At 70.9% G+C, this 19,835-nt stretch carries 16 protein-coding genes, 1 tRNA gene and 2 pseudogenes; 10 read left to right on the forward strand and 9 right to left on the reverse strand.

The features are described from left to right. Positions 1-33 precede the first annotated feature (33 nt). The 4 genes from AB0P24_RS24975 (at position 34) to AB0P24_RS24990 (ending at position 3,444) form a co-directional block, all read left to right on the forward strand. Complete coding sequence (locus AB0P24_RS24975; protein WP_365797740.1) at positions 34-168, forward strand: SDR family oxidoreductase; 135 nt, start codon at positions 34-36, stop codon at positions 166-168. Between the two features lie 203 nt (positions 169-371). Then, entirely contained in the window at positions 372-1,394 is a 1,023-nt protein-coding gene (locus AB0P24_RS24980) for a methyltransferase (protein WP_365797538.1), read from the forward strand. Between the two features lie 311 nt (positions 1,395-1,705). Continuing rightward, positions 1,706-2,929 carry a hypothetical protein gene (locus AB0P24_RS24985; protein WP_365797540.1) on the forward strand — a complete coding sequence of 408 codons (1,224 nt, stop codon included), beginning with the start codon at positions 1,706-1,708 and terminating at the stop codon, positions 2,927-2,929. Then, entirely contained in the window at positions 2,926-3,444 is a 519-nt protein-coding gene (locus AB0P24_RS24990) for a hypothetical protein (RefSeq protein WP_365797542.1), read from the forward strand. Before AB0P24_RS24985 ends, AB0P24_RS24990 begins: the two co-directional genes overlap by 4 nt. A gap of 12 nt (positions 3,445-3,456) precedes the next feature. On the opposite strand, the gene AB0P24_RS24995 is transcribed toward AB0P24_RS24990, so the two are convergent. Next, positions 3,457-5,580: a tetratricopeptide repeat protein gene (locus AB0P24_RS24995; RefSeq protein WP_365797544.1), complete on the reverse strand. Its 2,124-nt coding sequence runs from the start codon at positions 5,578-5,580 to the stop codon at positions 3,457-3,459. A gap of 223 nt (positions 5,581-5,803) precedes the next feature. Here AB0P24_RS24995 and AB0P24_RS25000 point away from each other — a divergent pair, with 223 nt between their 5' ends. Then, positions 5,804-8,971 (forward strand): tetratricopeptide repeat protein, encoded by a 3,168-nt coding sequence (locus tag AB0P24_RS25000; protein ID WP_365797546.1) that lies wholly within the window; start codon positions 5,804-5,806, stop codon positions 8,969-8,971. A 98-nt stretch (positions 8,972-9,069) separates the two neighbouring features. After that, on the forward strand, positions 9,070-9,210 hold the full coding sequence (locus AB0P24_RS25005) for a hypothetical protein (protein ID WP_365797548.1): 141 nt from the start codon (positions 9,070-9,072) through the stop codon (positions 9,208-9,210). Positions 9,211-9,311: 101 nt separating this feature from the next. On the opposite strand, the gene AB0P24_RS25010 is transcribed toward AB0P24_RS25005, so the two are convergent. Both AB0P24_RS25010 and AB0P24_RS25015 read right to left on the reverse strand, forming a co-directional pair. Beyond that, a complete protein-coding gene (locus AB0P24_RS25010; RefSeq protein WP_365797550.1) occupies positions 9,312-9,866 on the reverse strand; it encodes a helix-turn-helix domain-containing protein in 555 nt (184 codons plus the stop codon). After that, on the reverse strand, positions 9,863-10,303 hold the full coding sequence (locus tag AB0P24_RS25015; protein WP_365797552.1) for a nuclear transport factor 2 family protein: 441 nt from the start codon (positions 10,301-10,303) through the stop codon (positions 9,863-9,865). Before AB0P24_RS25015 ends, AB0P24_RS25010 begins: the two co-directional genes overlap by 4 nt. A 1,061-nt stretch (positions 10,304-11,364) precedes the next feature. On the opposite strand from AB0P24_RS25015, the gene AB0P24_RS25020 reads away from it, so the two are divergent. From AB0P24_RS25020 to AB0P24_RS25035, 4 genes and pseudogenes are all read left to right on the forward strand, one after another. Continuing rightward, the gene (locus tag AB0P24_RS25020; protein WP_365797554.1) at positions 11,365-13,347 is read left to right on the forward strand and encodes an alpha-L-fucosidase; all 1,983 of its coding nucleotides are present in this window, start codon (positions 11,365-11,367) and stop codon (positions 13,345-13,347) included. A 51-nt stretch (positions 13,348-13,398) separates the two neighbouring features. Then, entirely contained in the window at positions 13,399-14,490 is a 1,092-nt protein-coding gene (locus AB0P24_RS25025; protein WP_365797556.1) for an arabinofuranosidase catalytic domain-containing protein, read from the forward strand. Positions 14,491-14,581: 91 nt separating this feature from the next. After that, positions 14,582-15,427, forward strand: a pseudogene (locus AB0P24_RS25030) (hypothetical protein); the annotation flags it as partial. Positions 15,428-15,487: 60 nt separating this feature from the next. Continuing rightward, positions 15,488-16,552 (forward strand): annotated as a pseudogene (locus AB0P24_RS25035) (arabinofuranosidase catalytic domain-containing protein); the annotation flags it as partial. A 139-nt stretch (positions 16,553-16,691) separates the two neighbouring features. Here the strand turns inward: AB0P24_RS25035 and AB0P24_RS25040 are convergent. The 6 genes from AB0P24_RS25040 to AB0P24_RS25065 all read right to left on the reverse strand — a co-directional run bounded on the left by AB0P24_RS25040 (position 16,692) and on the right by AB0P24_RS25065 (position 19,801). Further along, a complete protein-coding gene (locus AB0P24_RS25040) occupies positions 16,692-16,853 on the reverse strand; it encodes a hypothetical protein (protein WP_365797558.1) in 162 nt (53 codons plus the stop codon). A gap of 301 nt (positions 16,854-17,154) precedes the next feature. Then, a tRNA-Pro gene (locus AB0P24_RS25045) sits at positions 17,155-17,228 on the reverse strand. A gap of 116 nt (positions 17,229-17,344) precedes the next feature. Then, positions 17,345-17,704, reverse strand: a complete 360-nt coding sequence (locus tag AB0P24_RS25050) for an MmcQ/YjbR family DNA-binding protein (RefSeq protein ID WP_365797560.1) — start codon at positions 17,702-17,704, stop codon at positions 17,345-17,347. A gap of 30 nt (positions 17,705-17,734) precedes the next feature. Further along, on the reverse strand, positions 17,735-18,271 hold the full coding sequence (locus tag AB0P24_RS25055; RefSeq protein ID WP_365797562.1) for a GNAT family N-acetyltransferase: 537 nt from the start codon (positions 18,269-18,271) through the stop codon (positions 17,735-17,737). Next, on the reverse strand, positions 18,268-18,849 hold the full coding sequence (locus AB0P24_RS25060; protein ID WP_365797564.1) for a helix-turn-helix domain-containing protein: 582 nt from the start codon (positions 18,847-18,849) through the stop codon (positions 18,268-18,270). Before AB0P24_RS25060 ends, AB0P24_RS25055 begins: the two co-directional genes overlap by 4 nt. A 49-nt stretch (positions 18,850-18,898) precedes the next feature. Next, on the reverse strand, positions 18,899-19,801 hold the full coding sequence (locus AB0P24_RS25065) for a LysR family transcriptional regulator (RefSeq protein WP_365797566.1): 903 nt from the start codon (positions 19,799-19,801) through the stop codon (positions 18,899-18,901). Positions 19,802-19,835: the final 34 nt, after the last annotated feature.

Below are 19,835 nucleotides of genomic sequence, written 5' to 3' on the forward strand. Positions count from 1 at the left end.
CAGGAGGCGCTGGACGTCGTCGTACCGCAGAGCATGGGCATCACGTCCGGACGGATCACCGAGGCGCACGAAATCGCCGACCTCACCCTCTTCCTGGCCTCGCCGGTGGCGAGCAACATCACCGGAGCCGAGATCGTCATCGACGGCGGGCAGACCAAAACGATCTAATGCCCGCACACGACGCGGAGCGGACCGCAGCACCGGTCACGCCGGGACACCACCGGACTGTGCACGAAAAGGCAACTCGGCCGGTCAGAAGGCTTTTCCCTGCCACCATTCGGTCTCGCGTCACGCCACGTCACCCTTCCACGCCCGGTCGGCGGCCAAAACATGTTTAGCATTCAACTTCCAACACCCGAGTGGAGACACACATGTCGGTCAACGACCCGATCACCCCTGAGCCGCTTCTTCAGCTCGGCCTGGGCTTCATGGCTTCCAAGACGCTGCTGAGCGCGGTGGAGCTGGGAATCTTCACCGTGCTGGCCGACGGCGGCCGCGACCGCGAGTCCCTCGCCTCCGAGGTGGGCCTGCACCCGAGATCCTCCGCGGACTTCCTCGACGCCCTGGTGTCACTCGACGTACTGACCCGCGACGAGAACGGCACCTACCGCAACACCCCCGCCGCGGACCTGTTCCTGGACCGGGCCAAGCCGTCGTACGTGGGCGGCATCCTCGAAATGGCCAACACCCGTCTCTTCGGCTTCTGGAACAACCTCACCGACGCGCTGCGGACCGGCACCCTGCAGAACGAGGTCGCGCACAGCGGCGCCCCGTTCTTCGCCACGCTCAGCCAGGACCCGGTCGCCTGGCGCACCTTCCTCAACGGCATGAACGGCGTCAGTACGCCCCTCGCCGCCGCTCTCGCCGCCGACTTCGACTGGACCGGCCGCCGCCACGTCATCGACCTGGGCGGAGCACTCGGCGCCGTGCCCGCCGCCATCCTGCGCTCCCACCCTCACATCACCGGAGGCGTCTTCGAACTTCCCCCCGTCGGCCCGGTGTTCGACGAGTTCGCCGCCGCCCACGGCCTGACCGACCGCCTCACCTTCCACGGCGGGGACTTCTTCTCCGACCCGCTGCCCCCGGCCGACGTCTACGTCATGGGGCAGATCCTCCACGACTGGAACCTGGAACAGCGCCAGTTCCTGCTCAAGAAGGCCTACGACGCGCTGCCCGAGGGCGGCACGCTCATCGTCTACGACGCGATGATCGACGACGAGCGCCGCCACAACACCTACGGCCTGATGCTGTCGCTCAACATGCTCATCGACACCGAGGGCGGATCCGAGTACACGGTCGCGGACGCCACCGAGTGGCTCCAGGCCGCCGGCTTCGCCAAGGTGGAGGCCCGTCACCTCATCGGCGGCTACACCGTCGTCCACGCCACCAAGTGAGCGTGTGGTCCGCCGTCCCCGCACCGGGCAGCGCGCTGCCGAGGGCCGAAACGGCCGCCGGGCCCCGGCCGCGGCAGCGCAACCGGGACACGTGCGCCGACCCCTCATGACCCACCCGTGATGGGGCGCGTCCCCCGCGCGTCCGGCCACCGCGTCCGGCCACCGCGTCCGGCTCCGGCTTCCGCCGCGGCGGGAGCCGGAAGGCCGTTGCAAGGTTTCCGCAAGGTCCTGGCAGGTCTTCCGTCCACCGGCAGGGGCAGAGGTCCGGCAGACGAGGGCCGAACCGGCCCGCACGGACAACGGGGGACATCATGTCGGCGTTGCGGAAGAGTACGAACGCGTCGGTCGAGGAGCGGGAATGGCTGACGCTCGTGGAACGCAAGACGGTGCTGGTCGTCGTGCACACCCTCACCTACGGAAAGCGGCTGGTGGACGTTCTGGCGCTGCTGGAGGCCGACTTCAGGGTGCAGGTGGTGTTCACGGCACCGCCGCACGTCTTCGGCGACGAGGTTCCGCGCTTCCTCCAGGGACTGGGCGGCGCGGTGCTGCCCTGGGACGAGGCGGTGCACATGACGTTCGACCTGGCCCTCGCGGCCGGGCCACGAGGCGTGGAGAGGATCTCCGCCCCGCTGATCACGCTGCCCCACGGGGCCGGTTATCTCAAGCGTCTGGTCTCGGGACCGCATCCGGGTGTGGCCGGACTGCGCAGGCAGGACCTCGTACCCGGCGGCCGCCTGCCCGCCGCCGTCGCGGTGCCCCATCGGGCCGAACTGGCCGACCTGGAACGGCACTGCCCGGAGGTGCTCCCGCTCACCCATGTGGTCGGCGATCCCGCGCACGACCGGATGGCGGCCAGCCTGCCGCTGCGCGCCGACTACCGCCGGGCCCTGGGCCTCGCGGACGGCGAACAACTGGTGGTCGTCGTCTCGACCTGGGGTGCGCGCTCGTCCTTCGGCCGGCTCGAGGCGCTGCTGCCCCGGCTCGTCACCGAGCTGCCCGCCGGGCGGTTCCGGTCCGTTCTCCTCGTACACCCCAACGTGTGGTCGGGGCACGGTTCCTGGCAGATCCGGGCCTGGCTGGCGCGCTGTGCGGCGCTGGGCATCGCGCTCGTACCGCCGGAGGCGGACTGGCGTGCCGTCCTGATCGCCGCGGACTGGATCATCGGCGACCACGGTTCCGTGACGCTGTACGGCACGCTCACCGACGCGCCGATCCTGCTGGCCAGTTCACCGGAGCGGGAGATCAACCCCGCCTCGCCCGCCGCCGCCCTCGCCGTGACCGCGCCCGCGCTCTCGCCGACCCACCCGCTCGTCGCCCAGCTCCAGTACACCGCCGCCGAGTACAGCCGGGAGGAGTACGCGGCGATCGCCTCGCGCATCACCTCGGAACCGGGCCGCTTCAACCGCAACATGCGGCGGCTCATGTACCGCCTGCTGGGCCTGGGCCAGCCCGCCCATGAACCGGAGACGGTCCCCCTGCCGGAGCCACCGCCGCTGCACACGTGGACGCGGGGGCGCAGCGAGGTTCCGGCATGATGCGCTTCGTCTCCGTCCGGCTGGGGGCGGCGCTGCCGGGTCCGCGGGCTCTGCAACGGGACGCCGGGCCGGCCCTGTTGCTCCGTGTGCGGGCGGCCGGGAGGGACTACCGCGTGCTGGCCCGGGCCGGTCTCACCGAGTCTGGCGACCCCCTGGGCGCCGACGGAACGACGGTCGCCGCCGACGAGCACTTCGCCGCGGACGCCGGCCCGCGCCTCCAGGGCCGGTGGTGGGCCTGTGCCGACGTACTGCACGACCGGCACCCGCGCCCGTTCGCCGACACGGTGCGCCGGCTGAACGACATCACGGCCGCCCATCCGGGATGCCGCCTGGCTGCGGCTCCCCTGGCCGAGGGCGGCTGGGCGGCCGCCGACGGGACGAGCCGTACCGTCGTGCGGCTGGCCCGCCGGGTGCCCCCGGGCGAGCCTCTGCTGGCGTCCTGTCTGCACGCCTGGCTGGTGGCGGGACACACGCTCCGGGACATCGAGGACATCCGCCTGGTGCACGGCACGTGAGGACGGCTGTGGCTACGTCCGCCGGAGTCGGCGGGCGTCCGCCGGGCTGGTGGTCTCGTACAGGGCGAGGGCGCGGGCGTGGAACTCCTCGGCCGAGGCGTCCTCACCCCGTTCGCGTGCGGTGTCGCCGAGCATCTCCAGGGTGCGGGCCTGCCAGTGGACCGCGCCGGAGGCAGTGAACACCGCGAGCGCCTCCTCCAGCTGCGCGGTGCCCGTGGCCTGGTCGCCGGTCCGGGCCCGGGCCCGGCCGAGGAAGGCGAGGGCCCGGGCCGCGTCGTGCGGGTCGGCCACGGCCAGCAGCCCTTCCCTGGCCCGGGCGAAGCAGGTGACGGCCCGCTCGGGGTCGCGCTCGGCGAGTGCAACCTCGCCCAGCACGATCCGGGCGAGGGCCACCCCTCGCGGGTAGCCGCACCCCTCCCAGGTCGTCACCGCGCGGTTCAGGTGCGCCACGGCCTCGGCGAGGCGCCCCGCCTCGTAGTGGCAGCCGCCGAGGCCGAGCAGCGCCTGCCCCTCGTCGCGCGCGTCCCCGGCCTCGCGCGCCGCGGACAGGGATGCCGAGTACCACTCGGCGGCCTCGTCGCTCCGGCCGGCGGCGCTCAGACCGATGGCCCCGGAGTTGAGCATCTGCCGTTCGGCCTCGCGGTGCCCGTGAGCGCGGGCGGCTTCCAGGCCGATGCGGTGGGCCTCGATCCACAGGTCGTAGTGGCGCAGCCGGAGGAACAACGGCCACATGGCGTCCACGAGTTGCCAGGCCGTGGCGTGCCAGCCGCGGTCGACGGACAGGCGCAGCACCGCCATGAGGTGCGTGCGCCGGTCGTGCAGCCAGCCGAGGGCGCCGCGGTCGTCGGTGAAGGGGGCCGGCAGCGAGGAGGGCTCCGCGTAGGTCCGGGGCAGGGTGAGCTGGAGGGGCGTGATGCGGCTCTGGGCCGCGGTCGCGGTCTGCAGATACCAGTCGGCGACCCGTCGCAGGGTGCGTTCGCGGTCCGCTTCGCTGTCCGTCGCGGTCGCGCGGTCCCGGGCGTGGATCCGGACGAGATCGTGGAAACGGAACGCGTCCGGGCCGATGTCCTCCAGCACATTGGCCTCGACGAGTTCGTCCAGTCGCTGTTCCGCCCACTCGAGGGACGCCGCACAGGCCGCGGCGGCCGTCCGGGAGTCGAAGTCGGGCAGGGGCAGCAGGCCGAGGGCCCGGTACATCCGGGCGGCCTCCGGGCCCAGCACCGCGTACGACGCGTCCAGGGCCTTGCGCACGGTCGCCTCCCCTTCGACTTCCAGTACGGCCAGCCGGCCGGCGTCCGGTGCGAGTGCGTCCGCCAGCGCGGCGACGGGCTGTCTCGGCCGGGCGGCGAACCGGGCGGAGGCGAGGCACACCGCGAGGGGCAGGCCCGCGCAGAGGTTCACGACCTGGCGGACCGCGGCCAGGTCGTCCGGGACCCGGTCCGCACCGGCACCGCGGATGAACAGCTCCACCCCGGCGGCGGGACCGAGCGCCTGCAACTGGTGGAACTCCGCTCCGTCCAGGCGCAGTCCCGTGAGCCGGCGTCGGCTGGTCACGACGACGAGGCTGCGGGGGCCGCCCGGCAACAACGGCCGGATCTGTGCCGCGGTGAAGGCGTTGTCCAGCATGACCGCGATCCGCAGGTCCGCGGTGACGGACCGCCACAGGGACGCCTGCTCCGCCAGGTCGGCGGGCACCGCCCATGAGCCGAGCGCCCGCAGGAACCGGCCGAGGATCTCACCCGGACCGGCTGGTCCGTCCGCCGCGTGTCCGCGCAGGTCGGCGTACAACTGCCCGCCCGGGAAAGCGGATTCGTGCCCGCGCAGCCATCGGGAGACCAGGGTGGTCTTGCCGATGCCAGCCGGGCCGTTCACCACGATCAGCGGCTGCCTGGCCCCGGCGTCCGTGTGCCGTGCGAGCAGCCCGTCCAGGGCGGCCAGTTCGTCGTGCCGATCGGTGAAGTGCGCGGGTACGGGGAGAAGCTGACGGGGTGTCGGCGGTGGCGGTGGCGAGGCGGTCTGGAGGTGGATACCTCCGTGGACGTCGCGGGCCTGGACCGTGGGTCCGTAGAACCGTGCCGGGCCGCCGATGACATTGCTGCTCTCACTCCCGCGGCCGTCGCTGCGCGCCGCACTCATACCGCCCGTCCCCCTTCGACCGGTTGCCCGCCGCATCGATCGAGGCGGTCCTACCCACGCCGCGCCGCGCTCGATGCGGATCACGAACGTCGGCTACGCCGCGGAGAAGCGATTCGGCCAGTCCGCCGGCATCGCCGTCCCGTTCAGCCCGGAACCGCACCTGGAAACACTCTCCGCTCCCTGTCATGCTCGTCGGTCCATGGCATGTCCATTCCCCACTGCCATGTTCATCGAACGGCCGGACCAGCGGGAGGCGCTGGTGGAGTTCCAGGTACTGGGCCCGGTGGGTCTCCGGGTGGACGGTCGGCGGGTGGAGCTGGGCTCGGACAAGGAGCGGGCCCTCATGGCCGCGCTCGCCTTGGACGTGGGCCGGCCGGTCGCGCTGGACGTGCTCATGGACCGGCTCTGGGACGGCGAGCCGCCGCCGCGCGCCCGCGAGAACGCGCACAGCTATGTCTCGCGGCTCCGAAGACGATTACGGCTGGCCGGCCCGTCGTCCGCGGGCGCACCCCGCATCGTCAGCCGAGCGCACACGTACACCTTGGAGGCCGCCCGCGAATCCGTCGACTGGCGCCGCTTCCAGGATCTCGTGGCGCGGGCCGGTGCCGTCGCGGCGGGCGGTGACGACGAGCGGGCGGCCGCCCTCCTCGACCGCGCCGAACACCTGTGGCGGGGCGAGGCGTTGGCAGGGCTGCCCGGCCTGTGGGCCGAGACCGTGCGCCGGACACTGGCGGAACGGCGGCTCAGCGCCACCGTCTCCAGGGTCGGCGCCTGCCTTCGGCTGGGCCGGTTCGCGGAGGTGAGCGCCGAGCTGTCCGCCCTCGTCGACCGGCATCCGGGCGACGAGACGCTGGCGGGTCAGCTGATACTGGCGTACTACGGCAGCGACCGGTACACCGAGGCGTTACGAGTGCACCAGGAGACCCGTCAGCTGCTGATGACGCAGTACGGCTCCCGCCCCGGCGCCGAGTTGAACCGCCTCCATCGCGGGATTCTCGATCGCGTACCGGCCGCCGATCTGGTCCGGGGCCGCCCGGCCGCACCCCGCCCGTCCGCGGCCCCGCCGCCTCCACGTCCGCACCAGCCGAGGAACCTGCCGCATCAGCCGCCCCTGGTCGGGCGTCGCGCGGAACTACAGGCGCTGAGCACAGCGGTCGACGCCGCGGCCGAGGACGGGTCGGTGATCAGCCTGGAGTGCGTCAGCACCGTCAGCGGGATGGCCGGTATCGGCAAGACCGCCGTGGCCGTGCACGGCGCGCGCCGGCTCGCCGAGCGGTACCCCGCCGCCCAGCTGTACGTGGACCTTCGCGGCCACTCCCCCGCCGGCGAACCGCTCAGTGCCGGGGCGGCCCTGGCCACGCTGCTGCGGCTGCTCGGCACGCCCGCGGAGACCATTCCCGTCGAGCTGGAGGCCCGTACCGCGCTGTGGCAGACCATGCTGGCCGAGCGCCGGGCCGTGATCGTCCTCGACGACGCGGTGAGCGCCGACCAGATCCGCCCGCTGCTGCCGAGCGGTTCGCCCTCGCTGACGATCATCACGAGCCGACGCCACCTGACCGGCCTGCCGCACGCCCGGCACATCCCGCTCGACGTGCTGCCGACCGACGACGCCATCGCCCTGTTCCGCGCGTTCGCCGGCGGGGAACGCACCCTGGACATCCAGGAGATGACCCGAATCGTCCGGATGTGCGGTCATCTTCCGCTGGCGATCGAGCTGGTGGCGAGTCGCTTCCGCGCGCATCCGGCCTGGACACTCACCACACTCGCCGACCGCCTGACCCGCACCGAGGGCCGGCTGGACGAGCTCAGGGACGCCGAGCGGGAGATGGTCCGCGCCTTCGACCTCACGTACCAGACGCTGACGGAAGAACAGCGCGCGGCGTTCCGCCGCCTCAGCATGCTTCCCGGCCCGGACCTCACGGCGGACTCGGCCGCCGCCTCGCTCGACCTGCCCCCCGCCGCCGCGGAACGCATGCTGGAGTCGCTGCTGGCCTGCCACCTGCTCCGCGAGCCGACCCCGGACCGGTACCAGTTCCACGACCTCCTGCGCGAGTACGGCCACCACAGGTCCCTCACCGACGACACCGACCAGGACCGCGCCGCCGTCCTCCGCCGCCTCGTGGACTTCCGCGTCGCCGCCGCCGAGCACGCCGACCGTCTCGCGTACCCTCGCCGCACCAGGCCCGCTCCGCCGGCGGACCACGGCCACGCCCGCCTCCCGCACTGGCCCGACGCCCCGGCCGCTCGGTCCTGGCTTGCCACCGAGCGCGCCAACCTGCTGGCCACGGAGCTCCAGGCCCGCAGCCGGGGACACCACGACGCCGCCGCCCGACTCGCCTACGCCATGGCCGGCTTCCTCGACGAGGAGTGCCACTGGCACGACGCCCGGACCGTGCTCCAGCACGCCGCCGACCACTGGACCCGGACCGGCGAACAGGCCGCGCTGTGCCGCACCCTGCTCCACCTCAGCGCCGTCGACGCCCACACCGCCCGCTACCGGGAAGCGGCCGAGAGCGGCGACCGGGCCCTGCGGATCGCCCGCGCGACCGGAGACACGGAGGCGGAGGCCGAAGTGCTGCGCACGCTCGGCACCCTGAACTGGCACCTGGGCGACCACCGGGCCGCGCTCGTCCTCTTCCAGAAGTCGTTCGCCATCACCACGCGGTCCGGAGATTCCCTGGACCGCGCGCGCCTGCACAACAACATGGCGGTCACCCTGCTGTTCCTCGGGGAACACGACCGTGCGCTCGAACACTTCGAGAAATCACTCAGCGGGTTCACGGAGGCGGGTGACCACGCGGCACTCGGAAAGACCCTCAACAACATCGGTGACTTATACATGCGTCGCGGAGATCTGGATTCCGCCCGTCATGCGTTCGAGGAATCGCTCACCTTCCTGGAGCGCTCCGGCAACCGCTACGACCGTGCCACAGTGCGCGGCAGCCTGGCCGACGTCCTCACGGAATCGGGCGACACCACTGCGGCTCTTCCCCTTTACCAGGAAACCCTGACGGAGTTCCGTGAGCTCGGTGACCGAAAGAGCCAAGCCGACACATTGATCGGTCTGGGAGAGGCACACCGAAAAGCAGGCGACACCGAGAAGGCCGTACGGCAGCTTCTGGACGCCCTTGACATCGCCCGCATGATCGGCGCGGCCCACCAGGAGATACAGGCACTGCACCGCATCGGACAGACCTATTTCGACGCCGGCCGGTTCGACGCGGCGAGGGAACATCTGGAGGCCGCGGTTTCGCTGGCCGAGCACACCCATGACGTTGACGAGAAAACGAAGGCGGAAAGTGTCTTGACGCAGGTGCGACTGGCGGCGGGGACGCCCGCCGAGGCCCAGACGCCGATGCAACGAACGTTCGACATACCCGGCAGTAATTAAATCCACAACCACTGGACTCGTTCAATTAGCCATATAAGCTGAAGATCACTACGCTCCCCTCCGTACTGTCAACCGCTCAAGTAGGGGAACACGTCCAGGTGACCAAGATCTGCCGACTGACGATCGTCGGAGCCAGTTTCGTCGCCCTCGGCATAGTTGGCGTGAACACACCAGTCGCGTCGGCGACCGAACTCGCTTCGACCGCAACGGTCACCGCGAACCGCTGCATCATGATGTGACCCTCCGAGGGTCAGTCGGCGCGCCCGGGTGGCGGCACAAGCCGCCACCCACCCCTCGAACCCAGAACTGGACGGTTCGCCACAGGCCCGACGCCGACGTCTCACTCGTCGGGCACCGCCGGGTCGGCGAGTTCAAGGATCCAGGCGGCCCAGGTCGCGTCGGCGCGCCGCTCGGGCAGACCGAGCACGGTGGACACCGTCATGATCAGTCCCGTCGCGAGGAACGTGCGCACCTGCAGCATGTCAGCGCCCGTCAACTGGACGACCGACCGCTGGAGGCCGAGGTGGCGCCCGCGCACCGCCTCCCGGACCGTCTCGTCGGCTGCCGCGGCGTAGCCCTGCAGTATGACGAGCCCGACGGTGTGCTCGCTCTGCAGAAGCCGCCGGTAGGCGGCGCCGAGTGCGATCAGCGTCGGTTCCGCGTCGGCGAACACGACCTCGACCCGGTCGAAGGCGCCATGCACGACCTCGAGGAACAGCGCGCGCTTGGAGCCGAACATCTGCACGATGCGTGGATGTGAGATGCCCACACGTGCGGCGATCGCCTCCAGACGCGTTCCCGCCAGGCCGTTCGCAGCGAACTCGGCATCGGCCGCCCGCAGGACCTCTGCCCGCCGCTCGGCCGCGGGCTTGCGGACGCGGGCGGGGTCGCTCACGCCTCGACCGCGCGACGGCCGATCTGGCCGAGCACGAACTTGTTGTCGTACAGGCACCGATAGGCGTGGATCAGGCCGTCCTCGCCCAGTTCCAGACGATCGTCCCCGTGGAACTCGACGCGCGTGTCGGTGCCGGCAAGCGTGCCGTTGAAACGCCACGCGACCAGTACGGCGCGTCGCGTCACCTCCGCGTACAGCCCCATCCGCGTGAAGGTGTAGTCGGGAAAGGTGCTCGCCATGCGCGCGACGAAAGCGCGGATGGCGTCCGGACCGTGCACGGTTTCACCCAGTGCCGGTTCGTCGTAGACGAGGTCGTCCGCACACAGCGCGGCCACCGCGTCACCGTCGTGCCCGTTCCATGCCTTCTCCCATCGCTCGCACAACGCCTCGACGGCGTCGGCGTCATGGGCGGCCACATCGGCAATGATCGTAGTCATGGTTCTAACTTACAAGTTAGTAAGAAGATGCGCCACGACGCGGCCCGCCTACGACGAGCTTCGCCCGCGAGTCCTTGAGCCGACAGCTCGCCTCCAGGTCCGTCAGCGCCGGGTTGACCGAGGTGAGCGCCGCTCCCACGCGCCAGGCGAGGAACATCGCGACCACGAGTTCGGCCCGGGCGGGGAATGCGCTGCGGCAGCAGGCTGCGCTGCAGGGTCAGCGCGGTAGCACGCTCACGGGTGTGGCGGCCGGCGTTGTCGACGGACGGGACCGCTCGGGGATCTTCCGCGCACCGAGGAGAGGGGCCGCCCGCGCGTCGGCCTCGACCGCATGTCCGTCCCGGTGGCGCACCCTCAATCAGCCGGTCCGTTCCCGCTGCCGCGCGACGCTCCTTCGGGCGGCGCCCGGAGGGCCGCCGACCAGCAGAACATCCGCCCGGCGCCCGACCATCTCGTCCGGGCGGTGCCCCGGCAACCGCCCGGCCGCCGGTGACCAGCCCTCGAGCGTGCACTGGGCTCCCGGTCTCAGCATGACACCGGCCGAGCAAGTGGCTCAAATGAAGCGCCGCCCGAACCCACACCCGGGGGGCGCAGCTGGCACACCATCAGATGTCCGATGAATCGCGGCGGCGGGTATTGACGATAGCTGTGGGATTCCTATCATCCAGAGTGTCCGACCCTCCGGGCATTGTTCGATATTACGAACAAGCGCGGAAGCCGACCCTTCTCGGCACCAGTTCCGCCGCCCCGTACGGCTTCGCAAGCGCGACAGGCACCGCTTACCACCGCACCCGCACCCGCACCCGCACCCGCACCCGCACCCGCACCCGCATCGTCCGTACCAGTCCCTGACCGCCTGGAGTTCGGCATGCCTCCCCCCGCCCGTGCCCCCGCCGAGCGGCACTCCCGCACTCGCGAGCCGAGGACGGTTGCGCCTCGCGACCGGCCTTGCCCAGCCACTTCTCCCATGTTTCATGTCCTCGGCGCCGCCCCGGCAGATGCACGCCGGACGACAGCCGTCGCGCCAAGGTTCTCCCAACTCGCCGAAGGGGTTCCCCCGCATGTCTTCTTCCGGACTCAGCCGCCGCAGCATGCTCCTTCTGACAGGCCTCACCGGGGCGGCCACCGCCGGCCTGTTACCCAGCGGGGTCGCCAAGGCCACCAGTGGTCCGAGCAATTACACCCCGAGCTGGTCCTCGGTCGACCAGCACCCGCCCGCGCCTGAGTGGTTCCAGGACGCCAAGTTCGGCATCTACTACCACTGGGGCGCCTACAGCGTCCCGGCGTACGGCAGCGAGTGGTACCCACGCCTGATGTACAAGGCGGGCGACGGCTGCAACACCCACCACAAGGCGACCTACGGCGACCCCTCCGCGTGGCCGTACCACAACTTCATCCTGGGCGCCCGGGACAAGGCAGGCAACTTCGTCCAGTTCGCCCCCAAGCTCAAGTCGGCCGGCGGCAACTTCGACCCCGACGAGTGGGCGCAGCTGTTCGCCGACGCCGGAGCCAAGTTCGCCGGACCGGTCGCCGAGCACCACGACGGGTTCTCCCAGTGGAACAGTTCCGTCAACGAGTGGAACTCCGTCAGCAAGGGGCCCAAGCTCGACATGCTGCGGCTGCACGCCGACGCGATCCGCAGGAAGGGCCTCAAACTGTGGGTCTCCCTGCACCACGCGTACAACTTCCTGGGCTACTTCGACAGCGCGCCCGCGCAGTCGGACGCCAGTCTGAAGAAGCTCTACGGCCAGCTCGACCGGGCCGCGGAGCAGCAGCTGTGGCTCGACAAGCTCAAGGAGGTCATCGACGGGTACCAGCCCGACATCCTCTACCAGGACTTCGACCTGAACAACATCGACGAGTCGAAGCGGCTGGACTTCCTCGCCCACTACTACAACCAGGCCGTCTCCTGGAACAAGGACGTCGTCGCCACCTACAAGGACGGCCTCGACAACCGTGGCGAGGTCTACGACTTCGAGCGGGGCGGGCCGGCCGACATCCAGACCCCCTACTGGCTGACGGACGACTCCGTGTCCAGTTCGAGCTGGTGCTACACGACCGGCATCGGCTACTACTCGCTCAAGGCCCTGCTGCACGCCCTGCTCGACCGCGTCAGCAAGAACGGCACCATGGTGCTGAACATCGCCCCGATGGCCGACGGCACCATCCCCACGGGCCAGAAGTCCATCCTCCAGGGCTTCGGCGACTACCTCAGGCGCTTCGGTGAATCGGTCTACGCCACGCGGGCCTGGGTGGCCTACGGCGAGGGACCCACCAAGATGGGCGGCGGTTCCTTCACCACGCCGGTGGAGGGCAAGAACACCGACATCCGGTTCACCCGCAGCAAGGACAACACCGTCCTGTACGCCACGGTCCTCGGCTGGCCCGGCAGCACCCTGAACATCACCACGCTCACGTCGAGCAGGTTCAACCTGTCCACGCTGAAATCGGTCCAGCTGCTCGACTCGACAGCCGGCGCCTACGTCAACCTGCCCAACCGCACTCAGGACGGCTCGGGGCTGCACATCTCCATGCCGTCGGCCACCGCGCCCTTCAGCGCCCCCGCCTACGTGGTCAAGCTGACCTTCTCGGGGCAGCTCCCGCCCCTGAACGCCGGTGCGCTGCCCACCGGTTGGGTGAAGATCGGCAACGTCGCCACCGGCCTGGCACTGGACAGCGGAGGCAACGTCGCCTCCGGATCGGTGCTGAAGCAGTGGACCTACAACGACGGGTCCACCAACCTGCAGTGGCAGTTGGTCGACCTCGGCAACGGCTACCACCGCATCGTGAACCGGACCAACGGCATGGTGGCCGACAGCGTCGGCGACGCGACCGCCGGCGCCTCCGCACGGCAGAACACCTGGACCGGCGGCGACAGCCAGCAATGGAAGATCGGCGACGTCGGAAACGGCCGCTACACCATCGCCAACCGGAGCACGGCAACGTACCTGGACTCGGGCGGCGACACCAGCAACGGCTCAACCGTCAAGCTCTGGTCCGCCGACAGCAGCACCAACCTGCGGTGGACCATCACCGCGGTCTGACACCGCCGCACCGCCCTCCCCGACGGAACCACGACGACAAGGAGTGAACCGATGCCCTCTTCACCCGACCTCCTGCCGCGCCCCCCGTCCGCCGCACGGCGTCCGATGGCGGCCGCTGCCGCGTGCGTGGCGGCGGTCCTGACCCTGCTGCTGGCCGCACTGACGTGGCCGGTGCCGGCGTCGGCGGCCGGTGCCGGCCCCTGCGACATCTACGCCTCGGGCGGCACCCCCTGCGTCGCGGCCCACAGCACGGTGCGCGCCCTCTACTCCGCGTACGACGGCGCCCTGTACCAGGTCAGGCGTTCCTCGGACAACGCGACCAAGGACATCGGTGTGATGACGGCGGGCGGGGCCGCCGACGCCGCGGCCCAGGACTCCTTCTGCGCCGCCACCACGTGCGTCATCACCTGGGTCTACGACCAGTCCGGGCACGGCAACAAGCTCGGCTACCAGGGCCCGGGCGGGATCGGCGGATCCGACACGGCGGCCAAGGCGACCAGCGAATCGCTCAGCGTGGCGGGCAGTAAGGCGTACTCGCTGTACATCAACCCCGGCAACAGCTACTGGCGCGACGGCCATCTGACGGGCGTGCCCACCGGCAGCACACCCGAAGGCATGTACATGGTGACCAGCGGCACGCACGTCAACAACGGCTGCTGCTTCGACTACGGCAACAGCGAGACCACCCGCAAGGCCGACGGTCCGGGAGCCATGGACGCGATCAACTTCAGCACGTCGTGCTGGTTCGGTGGCTGCTCGGGATCCGGGCCCTGGATCCAGGCGGACCTCGAATGGGGCCTGTTCCCCGGCGGAAGCAGCTCCTGGAACCCCAACCAGCGGGCCTTCACCAGCAAGTTCGTCACCGCGACGCTCAAGAACAACGGGACCACGCGGTTCGCGATGAAGGGCGCCAACGCGCAGTCCGGAAACCTGGCCACACTGTACGACGGCTCCCTGCCCAACGGATACAACCCGATGAAGAAGCAGGGGGCGATCATCCTCGGCAGCGGCGGGGACTGCTGCAACGGCAACACCAACCTCAGCGCCGGCACGTTCTACGAGGGCGCCATCGTCTCGGGCTACCCCTCCGACGCGACCGAGAACGCCGTACAGGCGAACGTCGTGGCCGCCGGATACCGCTGACACCGACCGACAGGGGGTACTGATGTCGAAATACAGGTTATGGCCTGTCATGGTCGCGACATTCCTGGCGTTCGCCATGGGAAGCACGGCCATGCACACCGCCGTGGGTGCCGAGGCGTCGCCCACGGCGGGCAAGGCCGCCGCGGCGACAGCCGGTTGCGGCAAGACCCCCGGCCTGGCCAACGGCACGCACACGATCCAGAGCAACGGCAAGACCCGCAGCTACATCCTGAAGGCCCCGGACAACTACGACCGCGATCATGCCTACCGACTGGTCTTCGGGTTCCACTGGCTCGGTGGCACCGCCACCGACGTCGACACGGGCCGCACCGTGGAGACGGGCACCTGGGCCTACTACGGACTGCAGCGACTGGCGAACAACAGCACCGTCTTCGTCGCTCCCCAAGGACTGAACAACGGCTGGGCCAACAGCGGCGGCGAGGACGTCACCCTCGTCGACAACATCATCAGTCAGATCGAGGGATCCCTTTGCATCGACACCTCCCGGCTCTTCGCCGTGGGCTTCAGCTACGGCGCCGCCATGAGCTACTCGCTGGCCTGCTCACGGGCGACGGTCTTCCGCGCGGTGGCGGTCCAGTCCGGCGGACAACTCAGCGGTTGCAGCGGCGGGAACCAGCCCATCGCCTACCTCGGGGTGCACGGCATCAGGGACAGCGTCCTCAACATCTCCGGCGGACGGACGCTGCGTGACAGGTTCGTCAGAAACAACGGCTGCACCGCCCAGACCCCGTCCGAACCGACGCAGGGCAGCCTGACGCACCGCATCACTTCGTACTCCGGCTGCTCGGCCGGACACCCCGTCGAATGGGCCGCGTTCGACGAGGGGCACATCGCCGCACCACAGGACGGAGCCGGCGGTGACAGCGGCTCCAGGACCTGGGTCCCGGCAGAGGTATGGAAGTTCTTCACCCAGTTCTAGCCGGCGACCGCACGGATCCGTCGTCATCGCTCCCCCCACAACCAGAGGAGTCCCTCCATGGCAATCCGAAAGTGGCTGCGTCCCTCCCGGCGCTCCCTCCTGTCCACAGGAGCCGCAGCAGCGCTCGGCGTCGGAATCCTCACCGGCACGGCCCCGGCCTCCCAGGCCGCCGGCTCGCTGCCGTGCGACCTCTACGCGTCCGGCGGCACCCCCTGCGTGGCCGCGCACAGCACCACCCGCGCGCTGTACGCCTCCTACAACGGCCCGCTCTACCAGGTGCGCCGCGCCTCCGACAACGCCACCCGCGACATCGGCGTCCTCAACGCGGGCGGGGTCGCCAACGCCGCCGCGCAGGACTCCTTCTGCGCCGGCACGTCCTGTGTCATCACCGTCATCTACGACCAGTCCGGCCGCAACAACCGCCTCACCCAGGCACCCCCCGGCGGCTTCTCCGGCCCGGCCGCAGGCGGCTACGACAACCTCGCCGACGCCACCGCGGCCCCCATCACGGTCGCCGGCCACAAGGCCTACGGCGTCTACGTCGCCCCCGGCACCGGATACCGCAACAACAGCACCAACGGCGTCGCCAAGGGCGACCAGGCCGAAGGCATGTACGCCGTCCTGGACGGCACGCACTACAACGGCGGCTGCTGCTTCGACTACGGCAACGCCGAGACCAACAGCCGGGACAACGGCAACGGCACCATGGAGGCCATCTACTTCGGCAACATCAAGGTCTGGGGCTACGGCAGCGGCAACGGCCCCTGGATCATGGCCGACCTCGAGAACGGCCTGTTCTCCGGCGTCAACCAGCACTACAACGCGGGTGACCCCTCCATCAGCCACCGTTACCTCACCGCCGTCGTCAAGGGCGGCCCCGACAAGTGGGCCATCCGCGGAGGCAACGCCCAGTCCGGCTCCCTGTCCACCTTCTACAACGGCGTCCGGCCCAACGTCGCCGGCTACAACCCGATGAAGAAGGAAGGCGCCATCATCCTCGGCATCGGCGGCGACAACAGCCACGGCTCCGCCGGCACCTTCTACGAAGGCGTCATGACCTCCGGCTATCCGTCGGACGCCACCGAGAACGCCGTACAGGCCAGCATCACCGCGGCCGGATACGGCAAGTGACGCCAAGGGCGCACTGACGCGGCACGAGCTGGGGCGGTGAAGGCCGTCCCCGCTCGTGCCGCGCTCGACGCCCCGAACGTCGCGGCGGCCGAAGCCGCCGAACGCGTCCTGCGATGAGGGACACCGGGTCTCAGTACCGCACGGTCGTGCCGGGCGGCCCGCCCCAGTCCCAGGACACGGTCCTCCGGTCCCCGCCGCAGCGATGCCGGTCGTCGCCGTAGTCGTCGCCGCGCGGCTCCTGGTGCGGCGTGGCGCCCTGTACGTCGAGCGTGCACGTCGTCGGCGTCGTCATGAACGCTCTCGCCCCCGGCCGCCCGTCAGCCGCCGGGAAGGACGCGGCGCAGCAGGCCGAGGTCGGCGGCTCCCCTATCGGCGTGCAGAAGTTCCGCCGTGGCGATTTACGACCGGGCACTCCCCCAAAAACCGCGCCGGCTGCGCGGCGACCGGCAGATGGTTGCAGCGGGCGTCTCCAGATGGTTCCCCGCCCGCAGCGAGCGGTCCACGTCCCAGCGGCATGCTCGATCCCGAAGATCGGAAACGCCCCACGCAAAAGGGCCCTCACAGGCTCCCGCCTGCGAAGACCCTTCGCACCGTCGGGACGACAGGATTTGAACCTGCGACCCCTTGACCCCCAGTCAAGTGCGCTACCAAGCTGCGCCACGTCCCGGTGCCGTTTGACCTGGGGTTTCCCCGGGCGAAACGTGCAAGGAAACAATACCGCACTCGGCTCGGTGATCGCGCACGCCTTTCGTACCGGACGGCCGCGGCGGCACCAGGGGGTGATCAGCTTCCGCCCGGCAGCCCCACCTGCGGGTAGGCGTCCAGAAGCCGCGGCGGGGCCGCCTGCCTCCAGGAGTCGGCCAGGATGTCGCGCAGTTCGCCGTCGTCCTCCAGGGCGGCGAGCCGGACCCGGACCCAGGCGAACTGGGCCTCGTGATCAGCGATCCAGAACTTGCCCGGCTCGGCGAGCACCAGTTCGTCGCGCTCCTCCTTGGGGCAGCGCACGGCGATGGAGGTCTCGTCCTCGGGCAGTGTGGCGAACATCTTCCCGGCCACCCGGAAGGTGGGCATACTCCAGGCGATCTTCTCGCTGGTGTCCGGCAGGGAAAGGGCGACACGGCGTACGTCTTCGGCTTCCGGCATGCCCCGAACCGTAGCCCCTGCCGCTGACAGTCACCTGGCCGGAGCACCAACGCGCTTGTAGTAGAGGGTCGTCGGCCGCAGCACGCCGGAGGGGTCCGCGGCGTAGTCGGGGATGACACCGGCGCGGGTCCATCCCGCGGAGCGGTAGAGGCGTTCGGCGGGGCTGTCCGTCTCGGTGTCCAGGTGCAGCAGCGTGATCCCGGCGGCGGCCGCGGCCTCCTCGGCGGCGGCCAGCAGCCCGCGTGCGACGCCGCGGCCGCGGGCGTCGCGGTGGACCATCAGCTTCACCAGTTCGGCGCGGTGCCGGCTGTTGGGTTTGCCGGGGAACGGGAAGTCGAGCCCGACCGTGCCGACGACCCGGCCGCCGGCGTCCAGTGCCACCCACACGGCGAGGTGCCCGGCGGCCACCGCGGCCGCCCGCCCCGCCCACCAGGTGACGGCCTCCTCCGGGTCCAGCGGCGCGAGGAACCCCAGGGACGCCCCGGCGTTCACGGTGTCGGCCAGCAGCCCGGCCAACTCCACTGCCCGATCCCGGAGTTGCGCCTCCCCCAGCCGCAGCGTCCTCATGGCCGCACCACCGCCAGAACGTACCGGGCCTCGCGCGGCCCGGCACAGCGGAACCGGGTCGGTCCCCACACCCGCAGCCGCAGGCAGTCACCGGTGTCCAGCACGTGCTCGACGCCGTCCGCGGTCACGCCGAGCCTCCCCTCCAGCATCCAGATGTGCTGCTCCAGGCCGGGCACCGGCGGCCGGTCGTAGGCGATGTCCGCGCCCGGCGCGAGCCGGCCCTCGACGAGTTCGCCGCGCAGTCCGCCGTGCGGCGGCGACACGGACCGGCGTACGAAGCCGGAGGCCCGGTCCTCCCACACCGGCTGCTCGGCGGCGCGCAGCACCGGGGCAGGTTCCGCCTCGACCTCGCTGAGCAACTGGGACATGGTCCGGCCGTAGACGCCGCAGAGGCGGTTGAGGAGGGCTGCCGTGGGGCTGGTCTCGGCCCGCTCGGCCCGGGACAGGGTGGACTTGCTGACTCCGCTGCGCTCCGCCAGCTCCCCCAGCGACCAGCCGCGCTCGGTCCGCAGCTCGACGAGCCGGGCGCCGAGGCGGGCGTCCACGGGGTCGGGGGTGACCGTCACCTCTCGTTTCATATCCGGGACGATATCCCTGATATGAAACAGTCAGGTTAACTGCCCGCGCTCACAGCCGGGCCGCCTCGCTCAGGGCCCTGAGCACCGGACTGATCAGCGGATGGCCCTCGGCTCCTTGCCGTACGGCAGCGAAGACGCGGCGGGTCGGAGCGACGCCGTCGACGGGGCGTACGACGACTCCGGTCAGGTCCATGCCGCGCAGCGCCGAGCGCGGAACGAGGGCCACGCCCGCGTCGGCCGAGGCCAGGGCCACCACGGCACGGAAGTCGTCGGAGGAGTGTTCGAGGCGGGGCTGGAAGCCGGCGCTCTCGCAGGCCAGGACGACCACGTCGTGGCAGGGGTTGCCGGGGTAGGGGCCGATCCAGGTGTCCTTGGCCAGTTCGGCGAGGGGGACCTCGGGGCTGTCGGCGAGGCGGTGGTGGAGCGGGACGACGGCGTCGAAGGGCTCGGCGTACAGGGGTACGTGGGTGAGCCGGGGGTCGTCGGCGGGCGGGGCCCCTCGGTACTCGACGGCGACCGCGACGTCGACCTGCCGGTCCAGGACCATCGGCAGGCTGGCGTCGCCCTCGGCGTCCTGGACGCGGAGGCGGATGCCGGGGGCGGTGCGGGCGAGCTGGGCCAGGGCCGGGGCGACCACCTGGGCGATGCCGGTGGCGAAGGCGGCGACGGTGACCGTGCCGGCCTCGCCGGAGCCGTACGCGGCGAGTTCGGCCTCGGCCCGCTCCAGCTGGGCGAGGACCGCGTTGGTGTGGGCGAGCAGGATCTCGCCGGCGGGGGTCAGCCGTACGCCCTTGGCGCTGCGCTCGACCAGACGGTGGCCGGTCTCCTGCTCCAGGGCCGCCAGTTGCTGGGAGACGGCCGACGGCGTGAGATACAGCGCGGCGGCAGCCGCCGTCACCGTACGGTGGTCGGCCACCGCACGGAGGATGTGGAGCCGCCGCGCCTCGATCATGAGAGGGATTATCGCAATACGTCGGGGCCGCCCG

The organism is Streptomyces sp. NPDC086519 (assembly GCF_040686075.1).
In the GTDB taxonomy this organism is placed as follows: Bacteria; Actinomycetota; Actinomycetes; order Streptomycetales; family Streptomycetaceae; genus Streptomyces; species Streptomyces shenzhenensis.

Coding starts and splice junctions, on each gene's coding strand:
- AB0P24_RS24975 (WP_365797740.1), top strand. CDS start 34: ATGGGCATCACGTCCGGACGGATCACCGAGGCGCACGAAATCGCCGAC.
- AB0P24_RS24980 (WP_365797538.1), top strand. CDS start 372: ATGTCGGTCAACGACCCGATCACCCCTGAGCCGCTTCTTCAGCTCGGC.
- AB0P24_RS24985 (WP_365797540.1), top strand. CDS start 1,706: ATGTCGGCGTTGCGGAAGAGTACGAACGCGTCGGTCGAGGAGCGGGAA.
- AB0P24_RS24990 (WP_365797542.1), top strand. CDS start 2,926: ATGATGCGCTTCGTCTCCGTCCGGCTGGGGGCGGCGCTGCCGGGTCCG.
- AB0P24_RS24995 (WP_365797544.1), bottom strand. CDS start 5,580: ATGAGTGCGGCGCGCAGCGACGGCCGCGGGAGTGAGAGCAGCAATGTC.
- AB0P24_RS25000 (WP_365797546.1), top strand. CDS start 5,804: ATGTTCATCGAACGGCCGGACCAGCGGGAGGCGCTGGTGGAGTTCCAG.
- AB0P24_RS25015 (WP_365797552.1), bottom strand. CDS start 10,303: ATGACTACGATCATTGCCGATGTGGCCGCCCATGACGCCGACGCCGTC.
- AB0P24_RS25020 (WP_365797554.1), top strand. CDS start 11,365: ATGTCTTCTTCCGGACTCAGCCGCCGCAGCATGCTCCTTCTGACAGGC.
- AB0P24_RS25025 (WP_365797556.1), top strand. CDS start 13,399: ATGCCCTCTTCACCCGACCTCCTGCCGCGCCCCCCGTCCGCCGCACGG.
- AB0P24_RS25040 (WP_365797558.1), bottom strand. CDS start 16,853: ATGACGACGCCGACGACGTGCACGCTCGACGTACAGGGCGCCACGCCG.
- AB0P24_RS25050 (WP_365797560.1), bottom strand. CDS start 17,704: ATGCCGGAAGCCGAAGACGTACGCCGTGTCGCCCTTTCCCTGCCGGAC.
- AB0P24_RS25055 (WP_365797562.1), bottom strand. CDS start 18,271: ATGAGGACGCTGCGGCTGGGGGAGGCGCAACTCCGGGATCGGGCAGTG.
- AB0P24_RS25060 (WP_365797564.1), bottom strand. CDS start 18,849: ATGAAACGAGAGGTGACGGTCACCCCCGACCCCGTGGACGCCCGCCTC.
- AB0P24_RS25065 (WP_365797566.1), bottom strand. CDS start 19,801: ATGATCGAGGCGCGGCGGCTCCACATCCTCCGTGCGGTGGCCGACCAC.